The sequence below is a fragment of the Nocardia shimofusensis NBRC 100134 genome (assembly GCF_001613125.1).
Lineage (GTDB): Bacteria > Actinomycetota > Actinomycetes > Mycobacteriales > Mycobacteriaceae > Nocardia > Nocardia shimofusensis.
The window spans coordinates 15554-33336 of the sequence record NZ_BDBT01000008.1; the positions used below are offsets into that span (position 1 = coordinate 15554).

Annotated in this window: 14 protein-coding genes and 1 pseudogene; 7 read left to right on the plus strand and 8 right to left on the minus strand. The window is 68.3% G+C overall.

Translation table 11 applies throughout. The features are described 5' to 3' along the window. Window positions 1-241 precede the first annotated feature (241 nt). Both NS3_RS10815 and NS3_RS10820 read left to right on the plus strand, forming a co-directional pair. Window positions 242-1846 (plus strand): TROVE domain-containing protein, encoded by a 1605-nt coding sequence (locus NS3_RS10815; RefSeq protein ID WP_067857671.1) that lies wholly within the window; start codon window positions 242-244, stop codon window positions 1844-1846. Window positions 1847-2049: 203 nt separating this feature from the next. Further along, window positions 2050-2697, plus strand: a complete 648-nt coding sequence (locus NS3_RS10820; protein ID WP_157101277.1) for a hypothetical protein — start codon at window positions 2050-2052, stop codon at window positions 2695-2697. A gap of 71 nt (window positions 2698-2768) precedes the next feature. Here NS3_RS10820 and NS3_RS10825 read toward each other — a convergent pair whose 3' ends face one another. Both NS3_RS10825 and NS3_RS10830 read right to left on the minus strand, forming a co-directional pair. Next, window positions 2769-4145, minus strand: coding sequence for a wax ester/triacylglycerol synthase domain-containing protein (locus tag NS3_RS10825; protein WP_169811630.1), 1377 nt, complete (start codon window positions 4143-4145; stop codon window positions 2769-2771). Window positions 4146-4369: 224 nt separating this feature from the next. Then, entirely contained in the window at window positions 4370-4579 is a 210-nt protein-coding gene (locus tag NS3_RS10830; protein WP_067857679.1) for a DUF397 domain-containing protein, read from the minus strand. Between the two features lie 423 nt (window positions 4580-5002). On the opposite strand from NS3_RS10830, the pseudogene NS3_RS10835 reads away from it, so the two are divergent. The 3 genes and pseudogenes from NS3_RS10835 to NS3_RS10845 all read left to right on the plus strand — a co-directional run. Continuing rightward, window positions 5003-5488, plus strand: a pseudogene (locus tag NS3_RS10835) (DUF309 domain-containing protein); the annotation flags it as partial. Between the two features lie 131 nt (window positions 5489-5619). After that, on the plus strand, window positions 5620-6546 hold the full coding sequence (gene gluQRS / locus NS3_RS10840; protein ID WP_373865293.1) for a tRNA glutamyl-Q(34) synthetase GluQRS: 927 nt from the start codon (window positions 5620-5622) through the stop codon (window positions 6544-6546). A 52-nt stretch (window positions 6547-6598) separates the two neighbouring features. Next, window positions 6599-7285, plus strand: coding sequence for an RDD family protein (locus NS3_RS10845; RefSeq protein ID WP_067857685.1), 687 nt, complete (start codon window positions 6599-6601; stop codon window positions 7283-7285). A 67-nt stretch (window positions 7286-7352) separates the two neighbouring features. Here NS3_RS10845 and NS3_RS10850 read toward each other — a convergent pair whose 3' ends face one another. Further along, complete coding sequence (locus NS3_RS10850) at window positions 7353-8006, minus strand: DUF4190 domain-containing protein (RefSeq protein WP_067857688.1); 654 nt, start codon at window positions 8004-8006, stop codon at window positions 7353-7355. 28 nt (window positions 8007-8034) lie between these two features. Here NS3_RS10850 and NS3_RS10855 point away from each other — a divergent pair, with 28 nt between their 5' ends. Continuing rightward, complete coding sequence (locus NS3_RS10855; protein WP_157101278.1) at window positions 8035-8817, plus strand: queuosine precursor transporter; 783 nt, start codon at window positions 8035-8037, stop codon at window positions 8815-8817. 73 nt (window positions 8818-8890) lie between these two features. On the opposite strand, the gene tgt is transcribed toward NS3_RS10855, so the two are convergent. The 5 genes from tgt to NS3_RS10880 form a co-directional block, all read right to left on the minus strand. Beyond that, entirely contained in the window at window positions 8891-10147 is a 1257-nt protein-coding gene (gene tgt / locus NS3_RS10860) for a tRNA guanosine(34) transglycosylase Tgt (RefSeq protein ID WP_067857690.1), read from the minus strand. A gap of 194 nt (window positions 10148-10341) precedes the next feature. Continuing rightward, window positions 10342-12261, minus strand: coding sequence for an ABC transporter ATP-binding protein (locus tag NS3_RS10865; protein WP_067857692.1), 1920 nt, complete (start codon window positions 12259-12261; stop codon window positions 10342-10344). Further along, the gene (locus NS3_RS10870) at window positions 12258-13994 is read right to left on the minus strand and encodes an ABC transporter ATP-binding protein (protein WP_067857695.1); all 1737 of its coding nucleotides are present in this window, start codon (window positions 13992-13994) and stop codon (window positions 12258-12260) included. Before NS3_RS10870 ends, NS3_RS10865 begins: the two co-directional genes overlap by 4 nt. Before the next feature lie 136 nt (window positions 13995-14130). Beyond that, a complete protein-coding gene (locus tag NS3_RS10875) occupies window positions 14131-14595 on the minus strand; it encodes an RrF2 family transcriptional regulator (RefSeq protein ID WP_067857698.1) in 465 nt (154 codons plus the stop codon). 59 nt (window positions 14596-14654) lie between these two features. After that, complete coding sequence (locus NS3_RS10880) at window positions 14655-15248, minus strand: TetR/AcrR family transcriptional regulator (RefSeq protein WP_067857700.1); 594 nt, start codon at window positions 15246-15248, stop codon at window positions 14655-14657. A 202-nt stretch (window positions 15249-15450) separates the two neighbouring features. Between NS3_RS10880 and NS3_RS10885 the strand changes: the two genes are divergently transcribed. Further along, complete coding sequence (locus NS3_RS10885) at window positions 15451-17742, plus strand: MMPL family transporter (protein ID WP_067857703.1); 2292 nt, start codon at window positions 15451-15453, stop codon at window positions 17740-17742. The last annotated feature ends 41 nt before the right edge of the window (window positions 17743-17783 follow it).

The window sequence follows — 17783 nt, forward strand, 5'->3', positions numbered from 1 at the left end:
GCTCCCGTAGCTCAGTTGGCAGAGCACCACGTCGGTCGGCGCGCACATGTCCGCTCGTCCCGATTGCCACCTGACGTGGACCCGAACAGGTCCACGCGAACGACGACGCAGGGCGGGCCGGAGCCGGTCGGTTATCTGGCGCTGTGGGTTCGATTCCCGCCGGAAGGCCTGGCCTTCCGACTCGCCGGCCGGCGCACCATGCCCGCCCTGCCCGTCACGAGTTGTCCAGGGGAGGGACGACATGGACATTCTTTCCGGCATCGGTCTCCGCGGCACCGCGCAGAACAAGCAGGCCGACTCGCGGCAGGTGCGCGACAACGCCGGTGGCTACGTCTTCGAGGTGACGCCGGAGGTCAGGCTGCGCCGGTTCCTCACCCTGGGCACCGAGGGCGGCACGTACTACGCGAACGCGAACGAGCTGACCGAGGACAACGCGGCCGTGGTGCTGTACTTCGCGCGGGAGCGCTGCGCGGATCTGGTCGCGGAGATCGTCGCGATCTCCACCGCCGGGCGGGCGCCGAAGCAGAATCCCGCGCTGCTCGCGCTGGCCGCGGCGACGGCGCTGGGTGACGAGCAGGGGCGGCGGCTCGCGCTGGACGCGCTGCCCGCGGTCGCGCGCACGGGCACCCATCTGTTCCTGTTCGCTCGCTACGTCGAGCAGTTCCGTGGCTGGGGACGCGGGCTGCGGCGCGCGGTCGCGGGCTGGTACACCACGAAGTCGGTCGACGACCTTGCGTATCAGGTGGTCAAGTACCGGCAGCGGGAGGGCTGGACGCATCGCGACCTGCTGCGGCTGGCGCATCCGGTGACCGGGGAGGACGACCGCAAGCGGCTGTTCGACTGGATCTGCGGACGCGAGACCGGGCTCGACGGGCTGCGGCTGATCGAGGGATTCCAGCGGGCGAGCACCGCCGCACCCGAGGCGATCCCGGAGCTGGTGCGCGCTTACGGGCTGTCGTGGGAGATGTTGCCCGATGCCGCGCTGTCGACGCCCGCTGTCTGGGAAGCGTTGCTGGACAACGGGTTGCCGCAGACCGCGCTGTTGCGACAGCTGCCCCGGCTGACGCGGCTCGGGCTGCTCGCGCCGCTCGGGAAGCGCACGGCGGCGATCGCCGCTCGGATCGGTGATCCGGTCCGGTTGCGCAAGTCGCGGGTGCACCCGATCCAGGTGCTGGTCGCGCTGCGCACCTACGCGAGTGGGCACGCCGCCCGCGGGTCCGGCGAGTGGACACCGTCCGCGCCGATTCTCGATGCCCTCGACGCCGCCTTCTACGCGGCGTTCGAGACGGTGGAGCCGACGGGCCTGCGGCATCTGCTCGCTCTCGACGTCTCGGGGTCGATGACGCAGCGGGTGTCCGGGCTGCCGATCTCGGCGCGCGAGGCGACGGCGGCGCTGGCGCTGATCACCGCGTCCACCGAGTCCGCGCACACGATGCTCGGGTTCACCGGTGGCGGGGGCGATCGGTGGAAGCCGGATCACCGGGCGCTGTCGCCGTTGCCGATCAGTCCCCGGATGCGGCTCGACGACGCGATCCGGGCGGTGTCGAACCTTCCGTTCGGCGCGACCGACTGCGCACTGCCGATGCTGTGGGCGCTGCACCACCGGGTCGAGGTCGACGTGTTCTCGGTCTACACCGACAACGAGACATGGGCCGGGTCGGTGCATCCGCACCAGGCGCTGCGCCGGTACCGGGAGCGGGTCAACCCGCACGCGAAGCTCGTCGTGGTCGGCATGACCGCCACGAACTTCACGATCGCCGACCCCGGCGACGCCGGGATGCTCGACGTCGCCGGGTTCGATTCGGCGGTGCCGACGCTGCTGGCGGACTTCGCCCGGGGCGCATGAGGTTCCGGCGGTCGCCGCGGCTACCCGGCGACCGCCGTGAACCGGACGGATAGCGATCGGGTATCGATGGATATCGAACCATGTTGCCGCGGTTCGATTTTCGCTGCGCGCGACGTTGCGGCGCCGCATCGACTCCCCTCCGGAGCCGAAGAAATGGGCGCACCGGCGAGACGGCCGACACAGATCGGTGCGATGATGCGCGGGTGACTCAGTGGCTACCCGTGCTCGGTTCGCTGATCGTCGCCGGTGCGGCGCTCGTCGGATTCCTGGTGAACAACGCGACGAACCGGCGGGCGATCGACGCGGCCGACGAGCGGCATCAGCAGACGCTCGAGGAAGCCAGGAAGGCAGCCGAGGTCGCGCTCGACGCGGGTGAGCGACGTGAGCACGACCGGTGGCGGCACGAAGCGGTCGTCGCCGCGGTGTCCTCGGTACTGGAGACCTCGAATTCGGTCCGCCAGCAACTGTGGTCGTGCCATCGCTGGGAAGTCGACGACGACTTCGAGCTCGAGCGAGCCGGTCACGACATCCACGAGGCGCTGTGGGGGTGCAACGGCACCGTCAACCGGCTGCGCCTGCTCGCCACGCCGAAGATCCCGAACCAGTGCGAAGACTTGGTGAGCACACTCGGCGCGGCCCGCAACATCACCCTGCAATATCTCAAGCTGCAGCTCGACGACGAGGCCACCAGCGAAGAATTCACCGAGATCAACTCGCTGTGGGAGAAGGCGATTCGCAAGGCGATCGAGCAGGAGCGGGCGCTGGTCAACGCCACCCGCACCGAACTGGGCATCGAGCCGCTGAAGGATGTGGTCAAGCCGGAGCGCGAGCAGGTGCTCGACAACGCCTGAGCGCGGCTGTCGCCGCGCGGGTCGGCCGGCGCACCCGGGCGGCATTGGGATCACGGTCCCGCAAGAATCGGTCACCGAAGCGCAGTGACGGTCCGGCGCAGCGCATCTCGCAGGTATCCCGCGTAGACCTCGACGTCGCCGACGACCACCGGGTCGGCGTGCAGGGAGATCGTCACCGTCTCGCCGAGTCCGTGCACGCCGTGGGTGAGGCGCATGACCGAGCCGACGGCGGGGAAACCGGCGCTGAATCGAGCCGGACCGCCGAAGACGAGGTCGGCGGGACCGCGGTTCACGCTGGAGACGACGGTGTTGCCCGCGATGGCGGCCGGGACCGTGTCCAGCGGCCAGCCGTCGGCGTCGCGGCGCAGGAACAGGGCGGGGGTGACGGCGGTGACCTGGTCCTGAGCCGTCAGCAGCGGGTGGCGGGCGCGTTCGCTTCGGGCGCGTAAGGAGGTGGCGATCCTGTCGGCGCGCGCGGGCAGATCGGGTTCGTCGAGGCACAGGCCGATCGAGAGATTGCGATAGTTGTTGCGGGCGGGGCCCTTTCCTCTGCCCGGCAGCGCCATCGGCACCTGTGCGCCGAGGTCGGTGACGGGCGCGCCCTCGGCGGCAAGGTATTCCGGCAGGGCGATGGACACGGCGGTGAGGACGACGACGGTGAGGGTGTGGCCCGGAACGCGCAGGTCGTCACTGTCGAAGACCAGCATGTCGACCGTGTGAGCGGACACCGGGGGCGCGCTGCCGTCGTTCACGGCGGTGGGGGCGAAGCCGGGACCGGGTGGTGGCACCAGGCCCGCTTCGGTCAGCGCGGCCAGTCGTTCCCGCGCACGATGGGACCGGAAGCCGTGATAGAAGGTTCGTGCCACGGCCACCGGCAGCAGCAGTGCGCCCGCTGCCGCGGCGAGACGGTCCGACCAGGCGGGCGGGCGCGGGCCCGCAGCCGCGACCGGACCGGAGGACGAACCTCGGCCCACAGGCGTGGGCAGTCCACCGCCGGGTTCGGCTCCCCCGCCGAACAGTTCCCTCGCGGCTGCCGTGGCGCGCCGCCCGTCGACCAGGGCGTGCGACATCTGCAGCACGGCGACGGTGGTGGTCTCCTCGGCAGAACGGCGCATCGGCGCCCCGGCGATCCCGCGGAAGACGTGCAGCCGCCACGGGCGACGAGTCGCGTCCACTCCAGTACCGAGCAACTCCCCCACTGCCGTCCGCAATCCCGCCCAATCCGTGACGCCCGCGTGTTCGACGAACTGGTCGGGCAGGATCTCGCACGGCACCCATGACGGATAGGCCAGGTCACCCGGCACCTCGCGCAACCGCACACCGAGGTCGGGGACGGTGGCGGCGCGGGCCAGGATCGCGGAGCGCAGTTCGGCGGTCGGGCGGCCGAGATCGGCGAAAGCGTAGAGCAGGAACAGATCGTTGCGGCTGCGCCTCGACAACCAGAACATCGTCGCATCCTGCGCGGCCATCCGATCCACAGCACGACCTTATCGGCGCATCGCACCGGCTCGGGCGCCCGATCCGGCAGCAGTCCCTCCGCGGGACCCGCGCATGCCTCTCTGCCGTGCCGAAACCCCTGGTCGAGAGCCGATCGGCAGAGGCGAAAGGACGCGAAGGCCCCGAGTCCGAACGATGACTCGGGGCCGGCTGCTGCAGTTCCAGCGGGCTCGACTCAGCCGCGCCGGAACTCCCCCGCGGAAACCCCGTTCACGAAGGCATCCCATTCGCCCGGCGTGAAAGCCAGCACCGGGCCGATTCCGTTGTCCTTGGTGTCGCGGACCGCTACGTTGCCGTCGCCGAGAAATGCCACTTCCACGCAGTTCCCGTCGGGACCACTGTATGAGCTCTTACGCCACACAGCGCCCGTCACATCAACTTCCACGGCACTAGCTCCTTTGCTGCGTCGAAAACGAGATATCTGATTCCCGGATCGTGCTGACTAGCACCGGAATGCGGTGACCAACTTCCGATTCCCGCGGTGCGCCTGGTGGTAGCGCGCAACTCTCCCGTGCGTTGTCATCGCCATCGGGGTCGAGGTGAGAACACCTGCGAGGGCGACCCCCGCGGTTCAGACAGTAGCAGCTTGACCGGGAGTTTGCCCGGCTCTTGCCAATTGGGCTCTACAAGTTTGCCAAGCTTGCAAAGAACACTGTTTGCCGAAGCATTGCCGATGGTAAGCGCGCCGAGGAATGGCGCCGAGTGCCGGCCTCCGGGCTCCGTGATTGTCTCGTGATGACACTCGTCGGCGTTCCACATGGACCGCCCGGGGTGCCATTCCGCCGGCACACCGTGGATCATGAGGGTTATGGTCGAACGTCCACGCGACGAGGCAGGTCGCGCACGAAATCCACGCCCGCGGGATCGCCTCGGCAGGCCCCTTCCGATCGGAAGCGTCGGCGTGCCGCGAATTCCGGATGATCTGAATCTGCCACCCCAGCAAACCCTCACCTTCGCTCAGCAACTTTTTGACGACGGTCTTGCTTTCAATGCCCACGAAGTACTGGAAGCCGCATGGAAGAACGGGCCGTTCGCTGAGAAGATGCTGTGGCAGGGTCTCGCGCAATACGCGGTGGGTATCACGCACCTCCAGCGCGGCAATCCGAAGGGCGCGCGGACCCTGCTCACCCGGGCGATCGGCAGGCTCGAGGCCCATCTGCGAGGAGATAGCTCGCCTACCGGCGAATTCCCTTACGGCATCGACGGGTCCGGCATCATCGCCCACGCCCATCGGCTGCTCGACGCGCTCGATCGCGGCGCACCGATCATCGAGGCGGACCTGGCGACACGGCTCGTGCCGGACTCCGCCGCACCGAATACGACATCGGCGGCCGGAGACGAGGGCGGACCGGAGGAGCCGGGCGGAGCGGAGGAGCCGGGCGGAGCGGAGGAGCCGGGCGAGCAGACGCACCTACGATGACTGTCGTGCCGCCACCCGAATCCGCAGGCGCGGGCCGCTACGCGCCGAGCCCGTCCGGTGATCTGCACCTGGGCAATCTGCGCACCGCCCTGCTCGCCTGGCTGTTCGCGCGTTCGACCGGCCGGCGGTTCCTGTTGCGGGTGGAGGATCTGGACCGGGTCCGGCGCGGCGCGCAGGAACGCCAGCTCGCCGATCTGGCGGCCATCGGCCTGGATTGGGACGGGCCGGTGGTGTGCCAGTCGCAGCGGCTCGGCCTCTACGCAGCCGCGATCGAGCGACTGACCGAGGCCGGCCGCACCTACGAGTGCTTCTGCACGCGCCGCGAGATCCAGCAGGCCGCGAGCGCGCCGCACGGTCCGATGGGCGCCTACCCCGGCCTCTGCCGCGATCTCACCGACGCCCAGCGGGCCGCCCGCCGCGCCGAGGGCCGCTCGCCCGCGCTCCGGTTGCGGGCCGAGGTCACGGAATTCGTGATCGACGACGAACTGCACGGCCGCTACACAGGCAGAGTGGACGACGTGGTGCTGCGCCGCGTCGACGGCGTGCCCGCGTACAACCTGGCCGTGGTGGTCGATGACGCCGATCAGGGCATCGATCAGGTGGTGCGCGGCGACGACCTGTTGCCGTCCACACCGCGTCAGGCGTATCTGGCGAGCCTGCTGGGGCTTCCGGCGCCGCGCTACGCGCATGTTCCGCTGGTGCTCAACGAGCACGGGCAACGGCTGGCCAAGCGCGACGGTTCGGTCACTTTGGAGGATCAGCGGCGCGCGGGCGCCGGCGCGGATGAGGTCGCGGCGCGACTGATCGCTTCGCTCGGGTTTCCTCCGGGCAGCGCGGCAGATACCCTGGCGCGCTTCGATCCGGCTATTCTTCCCAGAGAACCCTCGATCTTCGCCGACGATGGGTTGTTACGGCCCAGCGGTAGTCCGTAACGTACGAAATGACCGATCTTCGGTTCACCCGATCGACGACTAGGACGTAGAGATGACGAGCGGTGGGTACGACCCCAATCAGAATCCCCAGGGCGGACAGCCTTACGGTCAGCAGCCCTACGGCCAGCAGCCCTACGGCCAGGATCCGTACGGTCAGCAGCAGCCCCAGTACGGGCAGCAGCCCCAGTACGGGCAGCAGCCCCAGTACGGGCAGCAACCGCAATACGGGCAGCAGCCCTACGGACAGCCCGACTACGGTCAGCAGCAGTACGGCCAGCAGCCCTACGGCGAGCACTACGGTGGCGTCACCCCCGGTGAACTGCTGCCGCGCCTGGGTGCTCGAATCATCGACACCCTCATCGTGGGCATCCCGGTCTCCATCGTGATGAACCTGATCCTGGGCTTCGACGGCGGCATCGGCGCCTCGCTGATCAGCAACCTCGTCACCACCGCCGCGATCCTCGGCTACTTCGTCGGTATGGAGGTCACCCAGGGCGGTGCCACCCTCGGCAAGAAGATGCTGGGACTGCGCGTGGTCGCCCCCGGCGGCGCCCCCTCGATCGATCCGGTCACCTCGCTCAAGCGCAACTTGTTCTACGCGGTCAGCCTGGTGCCATGCATCGGCGGGCTGATCACCCTCGGCCTGTCGATCTACATCGCGATCACCATCGAGCAGGACCCGAACAAGCAGGGCTGGCACGACAAGTTCGCCGGCGGCACGCAGGTCGTCAAGGGCTGACCGGTCCGGCCTTCCGACAGCGAAGGGGCGCTCCCGAGTGTGGGAGCGCCCCTTTCGTCGTCCGCGGCTAGAACGTCCCCGCGAAGGCGCCCGCGAACGTGAGAATCCAGTAGAGCAGGTTGATCACCACGCCCGCCGCGCCGACCCAGATACCGGCCTGCGCCATGCCCTTGCCGGACTCGTCGCCCGAGGTCTTCATCTGGTTCATCGCGACGATGCCCAGCACCAAGCCGACCGCGGGGAGGATGATGGTGCAGCAGGAGACCAGACCGAGGATCGAGACGATCATCGAGGCCAGCGCCATCCCGTTGAGTCCGCCCGACGGCGGCTGCCCGTAGGGCTGGTAGCCGCCCGCCCCCGGGTAGCCCGGCTGCGGATAGCCGGGCTGACCGTAGCCGGGCTGCTGCGGATAGCCGGGCTGCTGGGCGTACCCCGGCTGCGACTGCTGGGGATAACTCGGCTGCGACTGCTGCGGATAGCCCGGCTGCCGGCCATACCCCGGCTGCGACTGCTGGGGATGCGCCGGACCGGATTCGCCCGACTTGTACAGCGACGGTCCCGACGGCGGGTACTGCCCCGGCGACGGCGGGGGCGTGGACTGTCCGTACGCCGGTGGTTGCTGCGGGTACTGCGGCACAGAACCCTGGGCGCCGGACTCGGGCGAAACGCCTTCTCCGCCGTACTGTTTCCACCATTCGTCGGAATCGCCGGGATTCGTCATGGATACAGGGTATTCCACACCTGCGAGGATGGTCTGTGTGAGTCATTCAGAGCAGTCCTTGAAGCCCGAGGGGTCTGGACACCCCGCGCCCGTTCACGCGGCGTACGCCCAGGTGGCGCGGGGGTACTACCCACAGATCGTCGCCCTGTTCACCGCGACGCTGATCATCTCCAACATCTGCGCGACCAAGGGCGTCGAGTTCTTCGGCGACCGATCGGTCACGTTCGGCCCGCTCCAGATCCTGCCGATCGTCACCGACGGCGCGTTCTTCCTGTTCCCGCTCGCCTACATCCTCGGCGACGTGCTCAGCGAGGTCTACGGCTTCCGCGCCACCCGCCGCGCCATCTACTGCGGGTTCGCCGCGTTGGTGCTGACCGTGCTGTGCTTCGCCGTGGTACTGAATCTGCCCGCCGCGAGCTTCTACGAGAATCAGGAGGCATTGCGCAGCGTCATCGCCCCGGTGCCGCGTCTGGTGCTCGCCGGTCTGGCCGGGTATTTCGTGGGCCAGCTGCTCAATTCCGCGGTGCTGGTGCTGATCAAGGAACGCACGAAGGAGCGCCATCTGTGGGCGCGGCTGATCGGGTCGACCGTGGTCGGCGAGTTCGCCGACACCCTGATCTTCTGCTCGATCGCGGCGGGGGCCATCGGGATCGAGACCACCGCGCAGTTCGTGAACTTCGTGATCGTCGGCTTCCTGTGGAAGACGTTGTGCGAGATCGTGGTCATGCCGATCACCTATCGGGTGATCGCGGTATTGAAGAAGCGGGAACCGAACTACGCGCCGATTACCGCGGATCCCTTGCACAGCTGAGTCGGTGACACAGTCGAATCCCGTGCTCGGCCGAAGGGCGTGCCCGGCCGAGCGCCCGGTCCGGCGGGGTGGGTCAGCGCCCGCCCCGCCACCTGGCCATCGCCTCTTCCTTGAAGTCGTCGAAGTATCCGCCGTCGATGCTGTCCCTGATCCGGTCGACCATCCGGATGGTGAAGCGCTCGTTGTGGATCGTGCACAACGTCGAGGCCAGCATCTCCTTGGCCTTGAACAGGTGATGGATGTACGCGCGGGTGTAGTGCGCGCAGGTGTAGCAGTCGCAGTCGTCGTCGATGGGGGTGAAGTCGCGGCGGAAGCGGCTGGTGTTGATGTTGAATCGGCCGTCCTCGCGGTAGATCGCCGCATTGCGGGCCACCCGTGAGGGATTCACGCAGTCGAAGGTGTCCGCGCCGTTCTCGATGGCGGCGAACAGATCCTCGGGTTCACTGATGCCGAGCATGTGGCGCGGCTTGTGCTCGGGCAGTTCCGCGGAACACCAGCCGACGATGGCGCCGAGATTGTGCTTTTCGAGCGCGCCGCCGATGCCGTAGCCGTCGAACTCGGTGCCCGCCGTGCCGCGGATCGACTCCAGGTCACGACAGGCCTTGCGGCGCAGGTCCTCGTACTGCGCGCCCTGGACGACCGCGAACAGCGCCTGGTAGGGGCGGTGGCCGCGGGCCACGGTGAGTCGCTCGTGCTCGTCGATGCAGCGCTGCGCCCACTCGTGCGTGCGTTGCAGCGATTTCTCCTGGTAGCCACGGGTATTGAGCAGCGTGGTCAGCTCGTCGAAGGCGAACATGATGTCGGCGCCGAGCTGGTGCTGGATGCCCATCGACACCTCGGGAGTGAAGCGGTGCTTCGAGCCGTCCAGGTGGCTGCGGAAGGTCACGCCGTCGTCGTCGACGGTGGCCAGCCGCTCTTTGCCCTCGGCGATCACCTCGTCGTTCGCGACGCCGACGGCCTCCATCGCCAGCACCTTCTTGAACCCCACTCCCAGCGACATCACCTGGAAGCCGCCGCTGTCGGTGAAGGTCGGACCCGGCCAGTTCATGAACCGACCGAGCCCGCCCGCCTCGTCGACGATGTCGGAGCCGGGCTGCAGATACAGGTGGTAGGCGTTGGCCAGCAGTGCCTGCGCACCGTGCTCGCGCATCGTCTCGGGCAGCACCGCTTTCACCGTCGCCTTGGTGCCGACCGGCACGAAGGCGGGCGTGGCGATCTCACCGTGCGGGGTGCTGATCACCCCGGTGCGTCCGGATCGTTCCCCGTCCAGACGAGTCTTGACGGTGAAGGAGAACGTTTCGCGTGCTCGAGCGGCTTCCACGGCGACCATCCTCTCCTACACCGCGCCCGGCGCTGCCACCGCGTCACGGTCTCCGGCGGGCCGACTCGGACCGCCGGGCGCAGTCCCGGACCAACGGCATGCGCGGCAGGCGGAGCCTGCGGCCGCGCCCCCGCATCCGCGCACTCCGGCGACGACAGCCCCGGGCCGCGAGCAGCGGCGGCCGCACGCGTGGGCGGCAGCGATCAGGCGTCCGCGGCCGCTGCCGCGAACTGGGCGTTGTAGAGGCGGTAGTAGGCGCCGCGCTCCTCCAGCAGTCGCTGGTGGTCGCCGTGTTCGACGATGCGGCCCGCCTCCATGACGACGATGAGGTCGGCGTCGCGGATGGTCGAGAGCCGGTGCGCGATCACGAAACTGGTGCGGTCGCGGCGCAGCGCGGCGGTGGCGTGCTGCACCAGCAGTTCGGTGCGGGTGTCGACCGAACTGGTGGCCTCGTCCAGGATCAGGATGGACGGCTTGGCCAGGAAAGCGCGGGCGATGGTGATCAGCTGTTTCTCGCCCGCGCTGACGCCGCCGCCCTCTTCGTCGATCATGGTGTCGTAGCCGTCGGGCAGCGCGTGCACGAAGCGATCGACGTAGGCGGCGCGAGCGGCGTCGAGGATCTCGGACTCGGTGGCCTCCGGATTGCCGTAGGCGATGTTCTCGCGGATGGTTCCGCGGAACAGCCAGGTGTCCTGCAGCACCATGCCGATGCGCGAGCGCAGGTTGTCGCGGGTCATCTCGGTGATGTCCACGCCGTCGATGGTGATGGTGCCCGCGTCGAGCTCGTAGAAGCGCATGAGCAGGTTCACCAGCGTCGTCTTGCCCGCGCCGGTCGGGCCGACGATGGCGACCACGTGCCCGGGCTCGGCGACCAGCGAGAGCCGCTCGATCACCGGCCTGCCGGGTTCGTAGCCGAAGGACACCGCCTCGAACTCCACCCGGCCGCGGTCGACCGGGCGCACGGCTGCCATCTCCGGGTCGGGCGACTGTTCCTCGGCGTCGAGGATCTCGAAGATCCGCTCGGCCGAGGCGACGCCGGATTGCAGCAGGTTGATCATGGAGCCGATCTGGGTGAGCGGCTGGCTGAACTGGCGCGAGTACTGGATGAACGCCTGCACCTCGCCGAGCGAGAGCTGACCTGTGGCGACCCGAAGACCGCCGACCAGCGCGATCAGCACGAAGTTCACATTCCCCAGGAACATGATCGAGGGCATGATCAGCCCGGAGATGAACTGTGCCCGGAAACTGGATTCATAGAGTTTGTCGTTGCGCTTGTCGAACTCGATGCCGACCTCGCGGTTGCGGCCGAACGCGGTGATCACCTCGTGGCCGGTGTAGGCCTCCTCGACCTGGGCGTTGACCAGGCCGGTGTATTTCCACTGGTCGACGAAGTGCGGCTTGGAACGCTTGGCGATCATGGCGGTGACGATCACCGCGCCCGGCACGGTGAGCAGGGCGATCAGCGCCAGCAGCGGCGAGATCCAGAACATCATGATCAGGATGCCGATCACGGTGAACACCGAGGTCAGCAGCTGGCTCATGGTCTGCTGCAGGCTCTGGGAGACATTGTCGACGTCGTTGGTCACCCGGCTGAGCACATCGCCGCGCGGCTGGGAGTCGAAGTAGCGCAACGGCAGCCGGTGGATCTTGTCCTCGATGTCGGCGCGCAGCCGTTTCACCGTGCGGTTGATGACGATATTGAGCAGGTAGGCCTGCCCCCAGCTGAACAGCGCGGCGGTCACGTACAGCGCGAGCACGATCAGCAGCACCCGGCCGACCGCGTCGAAGTCCACGCCGACGCCGGGGACCACGTTCATCGCCGAGAGCATGTCGGCGAGGGTGTCGTCACCCGCCGCGCGCAACCGCTCGACCGCCTCGTCCTTGGACAACCCGCTCATGCCGGCGAGGTTGTTGCCGACCACGCCGTCGAAGACGATATTGGTGGCCTTGCCCAGCAGATACGGGCCGAGGGTGTTGAGCACCACCGAGGTGATCACCATGGCGGTGATGCACCAGACATAGAAGCGTTCCGGCGCGAGCCTGGCCAGCAGGCGCTTCAGCGACGGGGAGAACGATTTGGGTTTGGTGCCCGGTGCACCCGGCTGCGGTCCACCCGGTCTCATCGGGCCTCCTCCTGCGCGCCGAGCTGCGACGCCACGATCTCCTGGTATTCGGGGCAGTCGCGCAGCAACTGTTCGTGGGTGCCGATGCCCGCCATGCGCCCGTCCTCGAGCACCACGATCTGGTCGGCGTCGCGAATGGTGGACACCCGCTGCGCGACGATGATCACCGCGGCATCGCGGGTCACCGGCCGCAGCGCCGCGCGCAACCGGGCGTCGGTGGCGATGTCCAGCGCGGAGAACGAATCGTCGAACACATAGATCCTGGGCCTGCGCACCAGCGCCCGCGCGATGGCCAGGCGCTGGCGCTGACCGCCCGAGACCGTGGTGCCGCCCTGGGCCACCGGAGTCTCGAGGCCTTCGGCCATCTCCCGCACGAAGTCGGCGGCCTGGGCGACCTCGAGCGCCTCCCACAGCTGCTCGTCGGTGGCCGCGGGATCGCCGTAGCGAAGGTTGCTCGCGACCGTCCCGGAGAACAGGTAGGCCTTCTGCGGGACCAGGCCGATCTGCTCGCGCAGGATCTCCAGATCGAGTTCGCGCACGTCGGTGCCGCCGATGCGGACCACGCCGGCGGTGACGTCGATCAGCCGCGGCACCAGCCCGACCAGGGTGGTCTTACCCGCTCCGGTGGAACCGACGATCGCCGTAGTGGTGCCCGGCTCGACGCTGAAACCGATGCCACTGAGCACCGGCTTCTCCGCGCCGGGATAGGCGAACTCGGCGCCCGCGAACTCCACCCTGCCCGGATCACCGGCGAACGGCTGCGGGAATTCCGGTTCGCGCACCGAGGATTCGGTGTCGAGCACGGTACCGATGCGGTCGGCCGAGACCGCCGCGCGCGGGGCCATCACCGCCATGAAGGACGCCATCATCACCGCCATCAGGATCTGCATGATGTAGGACAGCATCGCGGTGAGCGAGCCGATCTCCAGCTCGCCCTGGTCGATCAGATGACCGCCGAACCAGATGACGCCGACGGTGGTGAGGTTGCTGATCAGCAGCACGGCCGGGAACATCAGCGCCATCAGCCTGCCTACCCGCAGCGAGGCTTCGGTGAGATCGCTGTTGGCCAGGCTGAAACGCCAGATCTCCTGGCGTTCGCGCACGAAGGCGCGCACCACCCGGATGCCGGTGATCTGCTCACGCAGCACCCGGTTGACCGCGTCGATGCGTTCCTGCACCGCGCGGAAGCCGGGCACCAGCTTCACCACCACGAGTCCCATCGCCAGCGCCAGCGCGGGCACCGCGATCACCAGCAGCCAGGACAGCTTCATGTCCTCGCGAACCGCCATGACGATGCCGCCGACGCACATGATCGGGGCCATCACCAGCACCGTCACCGACATCACGACCAGCAGCTGCACCTGCTGCACGTCGTTGGTGTTGCGGGTGATCAGCGAGGGCGCGCCGAACAGGCCGACCTCGCGGGCGGAGAAGGTACCGACCCGATGCACCAGCGCGGCGCGCAGATCGCGACCCGCGCTCATGGCCGCCTGCGCGCCGAGGAACACCGAGGAGGCCGAGGCCACGATCTGCACCACCGTCACCGCCAGCATCCACAGGCCGGTGTCCCAGATGTAGCCGATATCGCCCTTGGTCACGCCGTTGTCGATGAGATCGGCGTTCAGGCTGGGCAGGTAGAGCATGGCGATGACCGAAACCAGCTGGAGCGCGACGACCCCCGCCAGCTGTGCGCGGTACGGGGACAGAAACGTCCTGAGCAGTCTGATCAACATGATGGGAGGGAGGCTACCGCCAAAACGACGCGCCCGCCCCTACGTTTCGCCCAGAGCTCACCTGTGCGTTTCGCGCGGAGCTCACTGCGCGTTTCGCGCGGAGATCGCCTCCTGTCGCGCAGAAACACCGTCCGGCTCAGCGCCTGGCCCAGGCTCCCGGGTCGGCGGTGAGCGCGCCGACGAATTCCGGCAGCCGGTCGGTGACCACCTGCTCGATCGAGACGTCTTCGAGGACCGCGCGGATGTTCACCCGCAGCGCGATCCACACCCGCTGCAACGGCGCGGCCGCGCCCTCGTAGCGCACGTCCTCCGGGCGTTCGCCGCGCACCGAGGCCAACGGACCCTCGACCGCACGGATGACATCGGCGATGGAGATCTCGGCGGCGGGCCGGGCCAGGCGGTACCCGCCGTCGGGGCCGCGCCTGCTGGTCACCAGTTCGGCGCGGCGCAGTTCGGCCAGCACCGTCTCGAGCACCTTGGTCGGAATATGCTGGGCCGAGGCGATGGTCTCGGCCTTGACCTTGGCCATCGGCGCGGCCGAAACCCGTGCGATCTCGACCAGGGTGCGCACCGCGTAGTCGACCTTCGCGGTGATGTGCACGACGGACTCCCTGGTGTATCGGCGTATTCGCCTGCGGACGGGCCGGCGACAGGTCGAATCTACGCGGTGGCGGGAACGCTCAGCACAGAGGTCGCCGCGTCGAGCAACGTGGTCTCGAGTAGTTCGGCGCGGACTCCCGGGACGTATTCCTGCGATGTCAGCGCGGCGCTGAGCACCGAGATGGCGGCGGCGGCGCGCACCCGTGCCTCGTCGGTCGCGTCCGGCCCGGCCAGCCAGTCGGTGAGTACCTTGCCGGATTCCAGGACGTCGGGATAGCGCTCCGACAGCGCGTTGTACACCGCGACCGCGTCACGCACGCACATCGTGCCCGCGTCGCGGTGCCGGACCATGCCGCGCAGATAGTCGCCCAACACCCGCCGCACGTTCTCGGCATCGTGCGCCAACCCGTCGATGTCGGCGATCACCGCGCGGATGTTCTCCACGACCGGGTCGATGATCGCGAGCAATAGATCGAGCTTGGAGGGATAGTGATAGTAGAGGGATGCCTTTGTGATCCCTACCGCATCGGCGACCTCGCGCAAGCTCGTCTGTTCGAAACCTTTGCTACCGAACAACTCCACCGCGGCGTCACGAATCGCCATTTTGGTGCCGCCACCTGCGATGATGCTTTCGGCTGCGTCTGGTTGGGCCATCCGATGATCCTCTCACCCCGGCCCTTCGCTGTTGGCCGGGTCACGAAAACTGAGGTTGTTCCTCCGCTTAGTCGATAGGTAGTCTACCTACCGCACGGTAGGCAGGAGCGGTTGTGGAGGCGGGGCAGACGGATGCCCCGCGAGTGCTGTCTACAGAAGCCATGAACGAGCACGTCCCAGTCGTCACTAGGAGAAACCACTCGTGTCCGTCTATCTGTACCGATTCGGGAAGTTCGCTTTCCGCCGCAAATGGATAGTGCTGCCCATCTGGCTCGTCCTGCTCGGAGTTCTCGGCGCGCTCGGCGCGCAGCTGAGCAAACCGATGAGCAACGACTTCAGCATGCCCTCGCTGCCCTCCGAGCGCGCCACCGAAATCCTCGACAAGCACTTCCCGGGGGCCTCCTCGGCCTTCCAGCTCGACGCGGTCACCGGCACCTACGTCATCGCCGCCCCCGAGGGCCAGAAGCTGACCGACCCGGCCAACCGGGCCGCGGTCGACGCCTTCGTCGCGAGCCTCGGGCAGTTCGACCTCGTCGATCACGCCAAGCCGGTGACCAACCCGATCCTGGCCGCCGAGGCGATGGGCTGCCTGACCGCACCCGACCCCGCCACCTGCACTGGGGCGCCGCTGAACGTGCTGAACGCCGAGGCGCCGAACTCGGTGGCGGTGATCGCGGTGCCGTTCACCATCGCCTCCTTCGCCGATGTCACCCCCGAGAACCGCGAGGCCGCCTACGACGTGGCCGACGCCGCGCGTGCGGCCGGGCTGACCGTGGAACTCAGCGGCAGCATCGCGCAGGAGGAGAACCAGCCCAGCGGTCAGGCCGAGATGATCGGCATGGCCGTGGCACTGGTCGTCATGATCGTCGGCTTCGGCGCGATCGTGGCCGCCTTCGTCCCGATCATCACCGCCATCGCCGGACTCGGCGCGGCCATCTCGGTGGTCACCCTCGGCACCTCCTTCATGGAGATCCCCAGCTTCACCACCTTCCTGGCCTCGATGATCGGCATCGCGCTGTCCATCGACTACGCGCTGTTCATCGTCTCGCGCTACAAACACGAACTGACCGTTCAGGATTCGCCCGAGGAAGCCGCGGGCATCGCCCTGGGCACCGCGGGCTCGGCGGTCGTGTTCGCCGGTCTGACCGTGATCATCGCGCTGGCCGGGCTGAGCATCGTCGGCGTGCAGTTCCTGACCTTCATGGGTCTGGGCGGCGCCATCGCCGCCGCGTTCGCCGTGATCACCGCCATCACCCTGATGCCCGCGCTGCTCGGCGCGTTCGGCCGCTTCCTGTTCACCCCGAAGCTGCCGTTCATCGCCGAGCACGACCCCGAGGACGACTCGACGGTCACCAACGGCATGCGGTTCGGGCGCCTTCTCGGCAAGGCCCCGTGGGTCGCGGTCGTGCTCAGCGTGATCGTCCTCGGCGCCCTGGCCGCCCCCGCCGCGAACCTGAACCTCGGTCTGCCCGGCGAGGACGCCATGCCGACGGACTCCACCGTCCGCAAGGCCTACGAGCTGCGCACCGAAGGCTTCGGCGAAGGCAGCAACGGTGTGCTCAACGTGGTCGTCGACCTGGAGAACGTGCCGGGCGACCGGCGCGAGGAAGCCGTGAACGCGCTGCGCGACCGGCTGGCCGGTTACCCGGACATGGACTACGTGACCACGCCGATGATCAGCGAGAACGGCGCGGGCGCCATGCTCGACGCCGTGCCGAAGGCGGGTCCGAACAACCAGGCCACCAAGGATCTGGTCGCTTCCGCTCGCGACGCCGAGGCCGAACTGAACGCGCAGTACGGCATGGAGTACGGCATCACCGGCCCCACCGCCATCTACGCCGACATCGACCACGTACTGCTCAGCAAGATCGTCCCCTACCTGGCCATCGTGGCGAGCGCGGCGTTCGTGCTGCTGATCCTGGTGTTCCGTTCCATCCTGGTGCCGCTGACCGCCGCCATGGGCTTCCTGCTCTCGATGGCGGCCACCTTCGGCGCGACGGTGCTGATCTTCCAGGAGGGCGCCTTCGGCCTGATCTCCGATCCGCACCCGATCGTCAGCTTCCTGCCGATCATGTTGATCGGCTTGGTGTTCGGCCTGGCGATGGACTATCAGGTGTTCCTGGTGACCCGCATGCGCGAGGAGTTCGTGCACGGCAAGTCGCCGACCGAGGCCGTCGTCTCCGGCTACCACCACGGCGCCCGCGTGGTGACCGCGGCGGCGATCATCATGATCTCGGTGTTCGCCTCGTTCATGCTCGAACCCGACGTCACCGTGAAGTCCTTCGGCTTCGCGCTCGCCGCGGGCGTGCTGTTCGACGCCTTCGTGGTGCGCATGGTGCTGATCCCGGCCCTGCTGGTGATCATGGGCAAGTGGTCGTGGTGGATGCCGGCGTGGCTGGACCGCATCCTGCCCGAGATCGATGTGGAGGGCGCCAAGCTGCGCGACCTGCAGCAGCCCGCAGGCGCGACGAACAAGGAACCGGTCGGCGTCTGATCCGATCCGACCGGCAACGGCCCCGCACCTCGAGGTGCGGG

What these genes read in the sequence shown, in the direction of transcription:
- NS3_RS10815 (WP_067857671.1), top strand. Translation starts at nt 242, where the DNA reads ATGGACATTCTTTCCGGCATCGGTCTCCGCGGCACCGCGCAGAACAAG.
- NS3_RS10825 (WP_169811630.1), bottom strand. Translation starts at nt 4,145, where the DNA reads ATGTTCTGGTTGTCGAGGCGCAGCCGCAACGATCTGTTCCTGCTCTAC.
- NS3_RS10845 (WP_067857685.1), top strand. Translation starts at nt 6,599, where the DNA reads ATGACGAGCGGTGGGTACGACCCCAATCAGAATCCCCAGGGCGGACAG.
- NS3_RS10850 (WP_067857688.1), bottom strand. Translation starts at nt 8,006, where the DNA reads ATGACGAATCCCGGCGATTCCGACGAATGGTGGAAACAGTACGGCGGA.
- NS3_RS10855 (WP_157101278.1), top strand. Translation starts at nt 8,035, where the DNA reads ATGGTCTGTGTGAGTCATTCAGAGCAGTCCTTGAAGCCCGAGGGGTCT.
- tgt (WP_067857690.1), bottom strand. Translation starts at nt 10,147, where the DNA reads ATGGTCGCCGTGGAAGCCGCTCGAGCACGCGAAACGTTCTCCTTCACC.
- NS3_RS10865 (WP_067857692.1), bottom strand. Translation starts at nt 12,261, where the DNA reads ATGAGACCGGGTGGACCGCAGCCGGGTGCACCGGGCACCAAACCCAAA.
- NS3_RS10870 (WP_067857695.1), bottom strand. Translation starts at nt 13,994, where the DNA reads ATGTTGATCAGACTGCTCAGGACGTTTCTGTCCCCGTACCGCGCACAG.
- NS3_RS10880 (WP_067857700.1), bottom strand. Translation starts at nt 15,248, where the DNA reads ATGGCCCAACCAGACGCAGCCGAAAGCATCATCGCAGGTGGCGGCACC.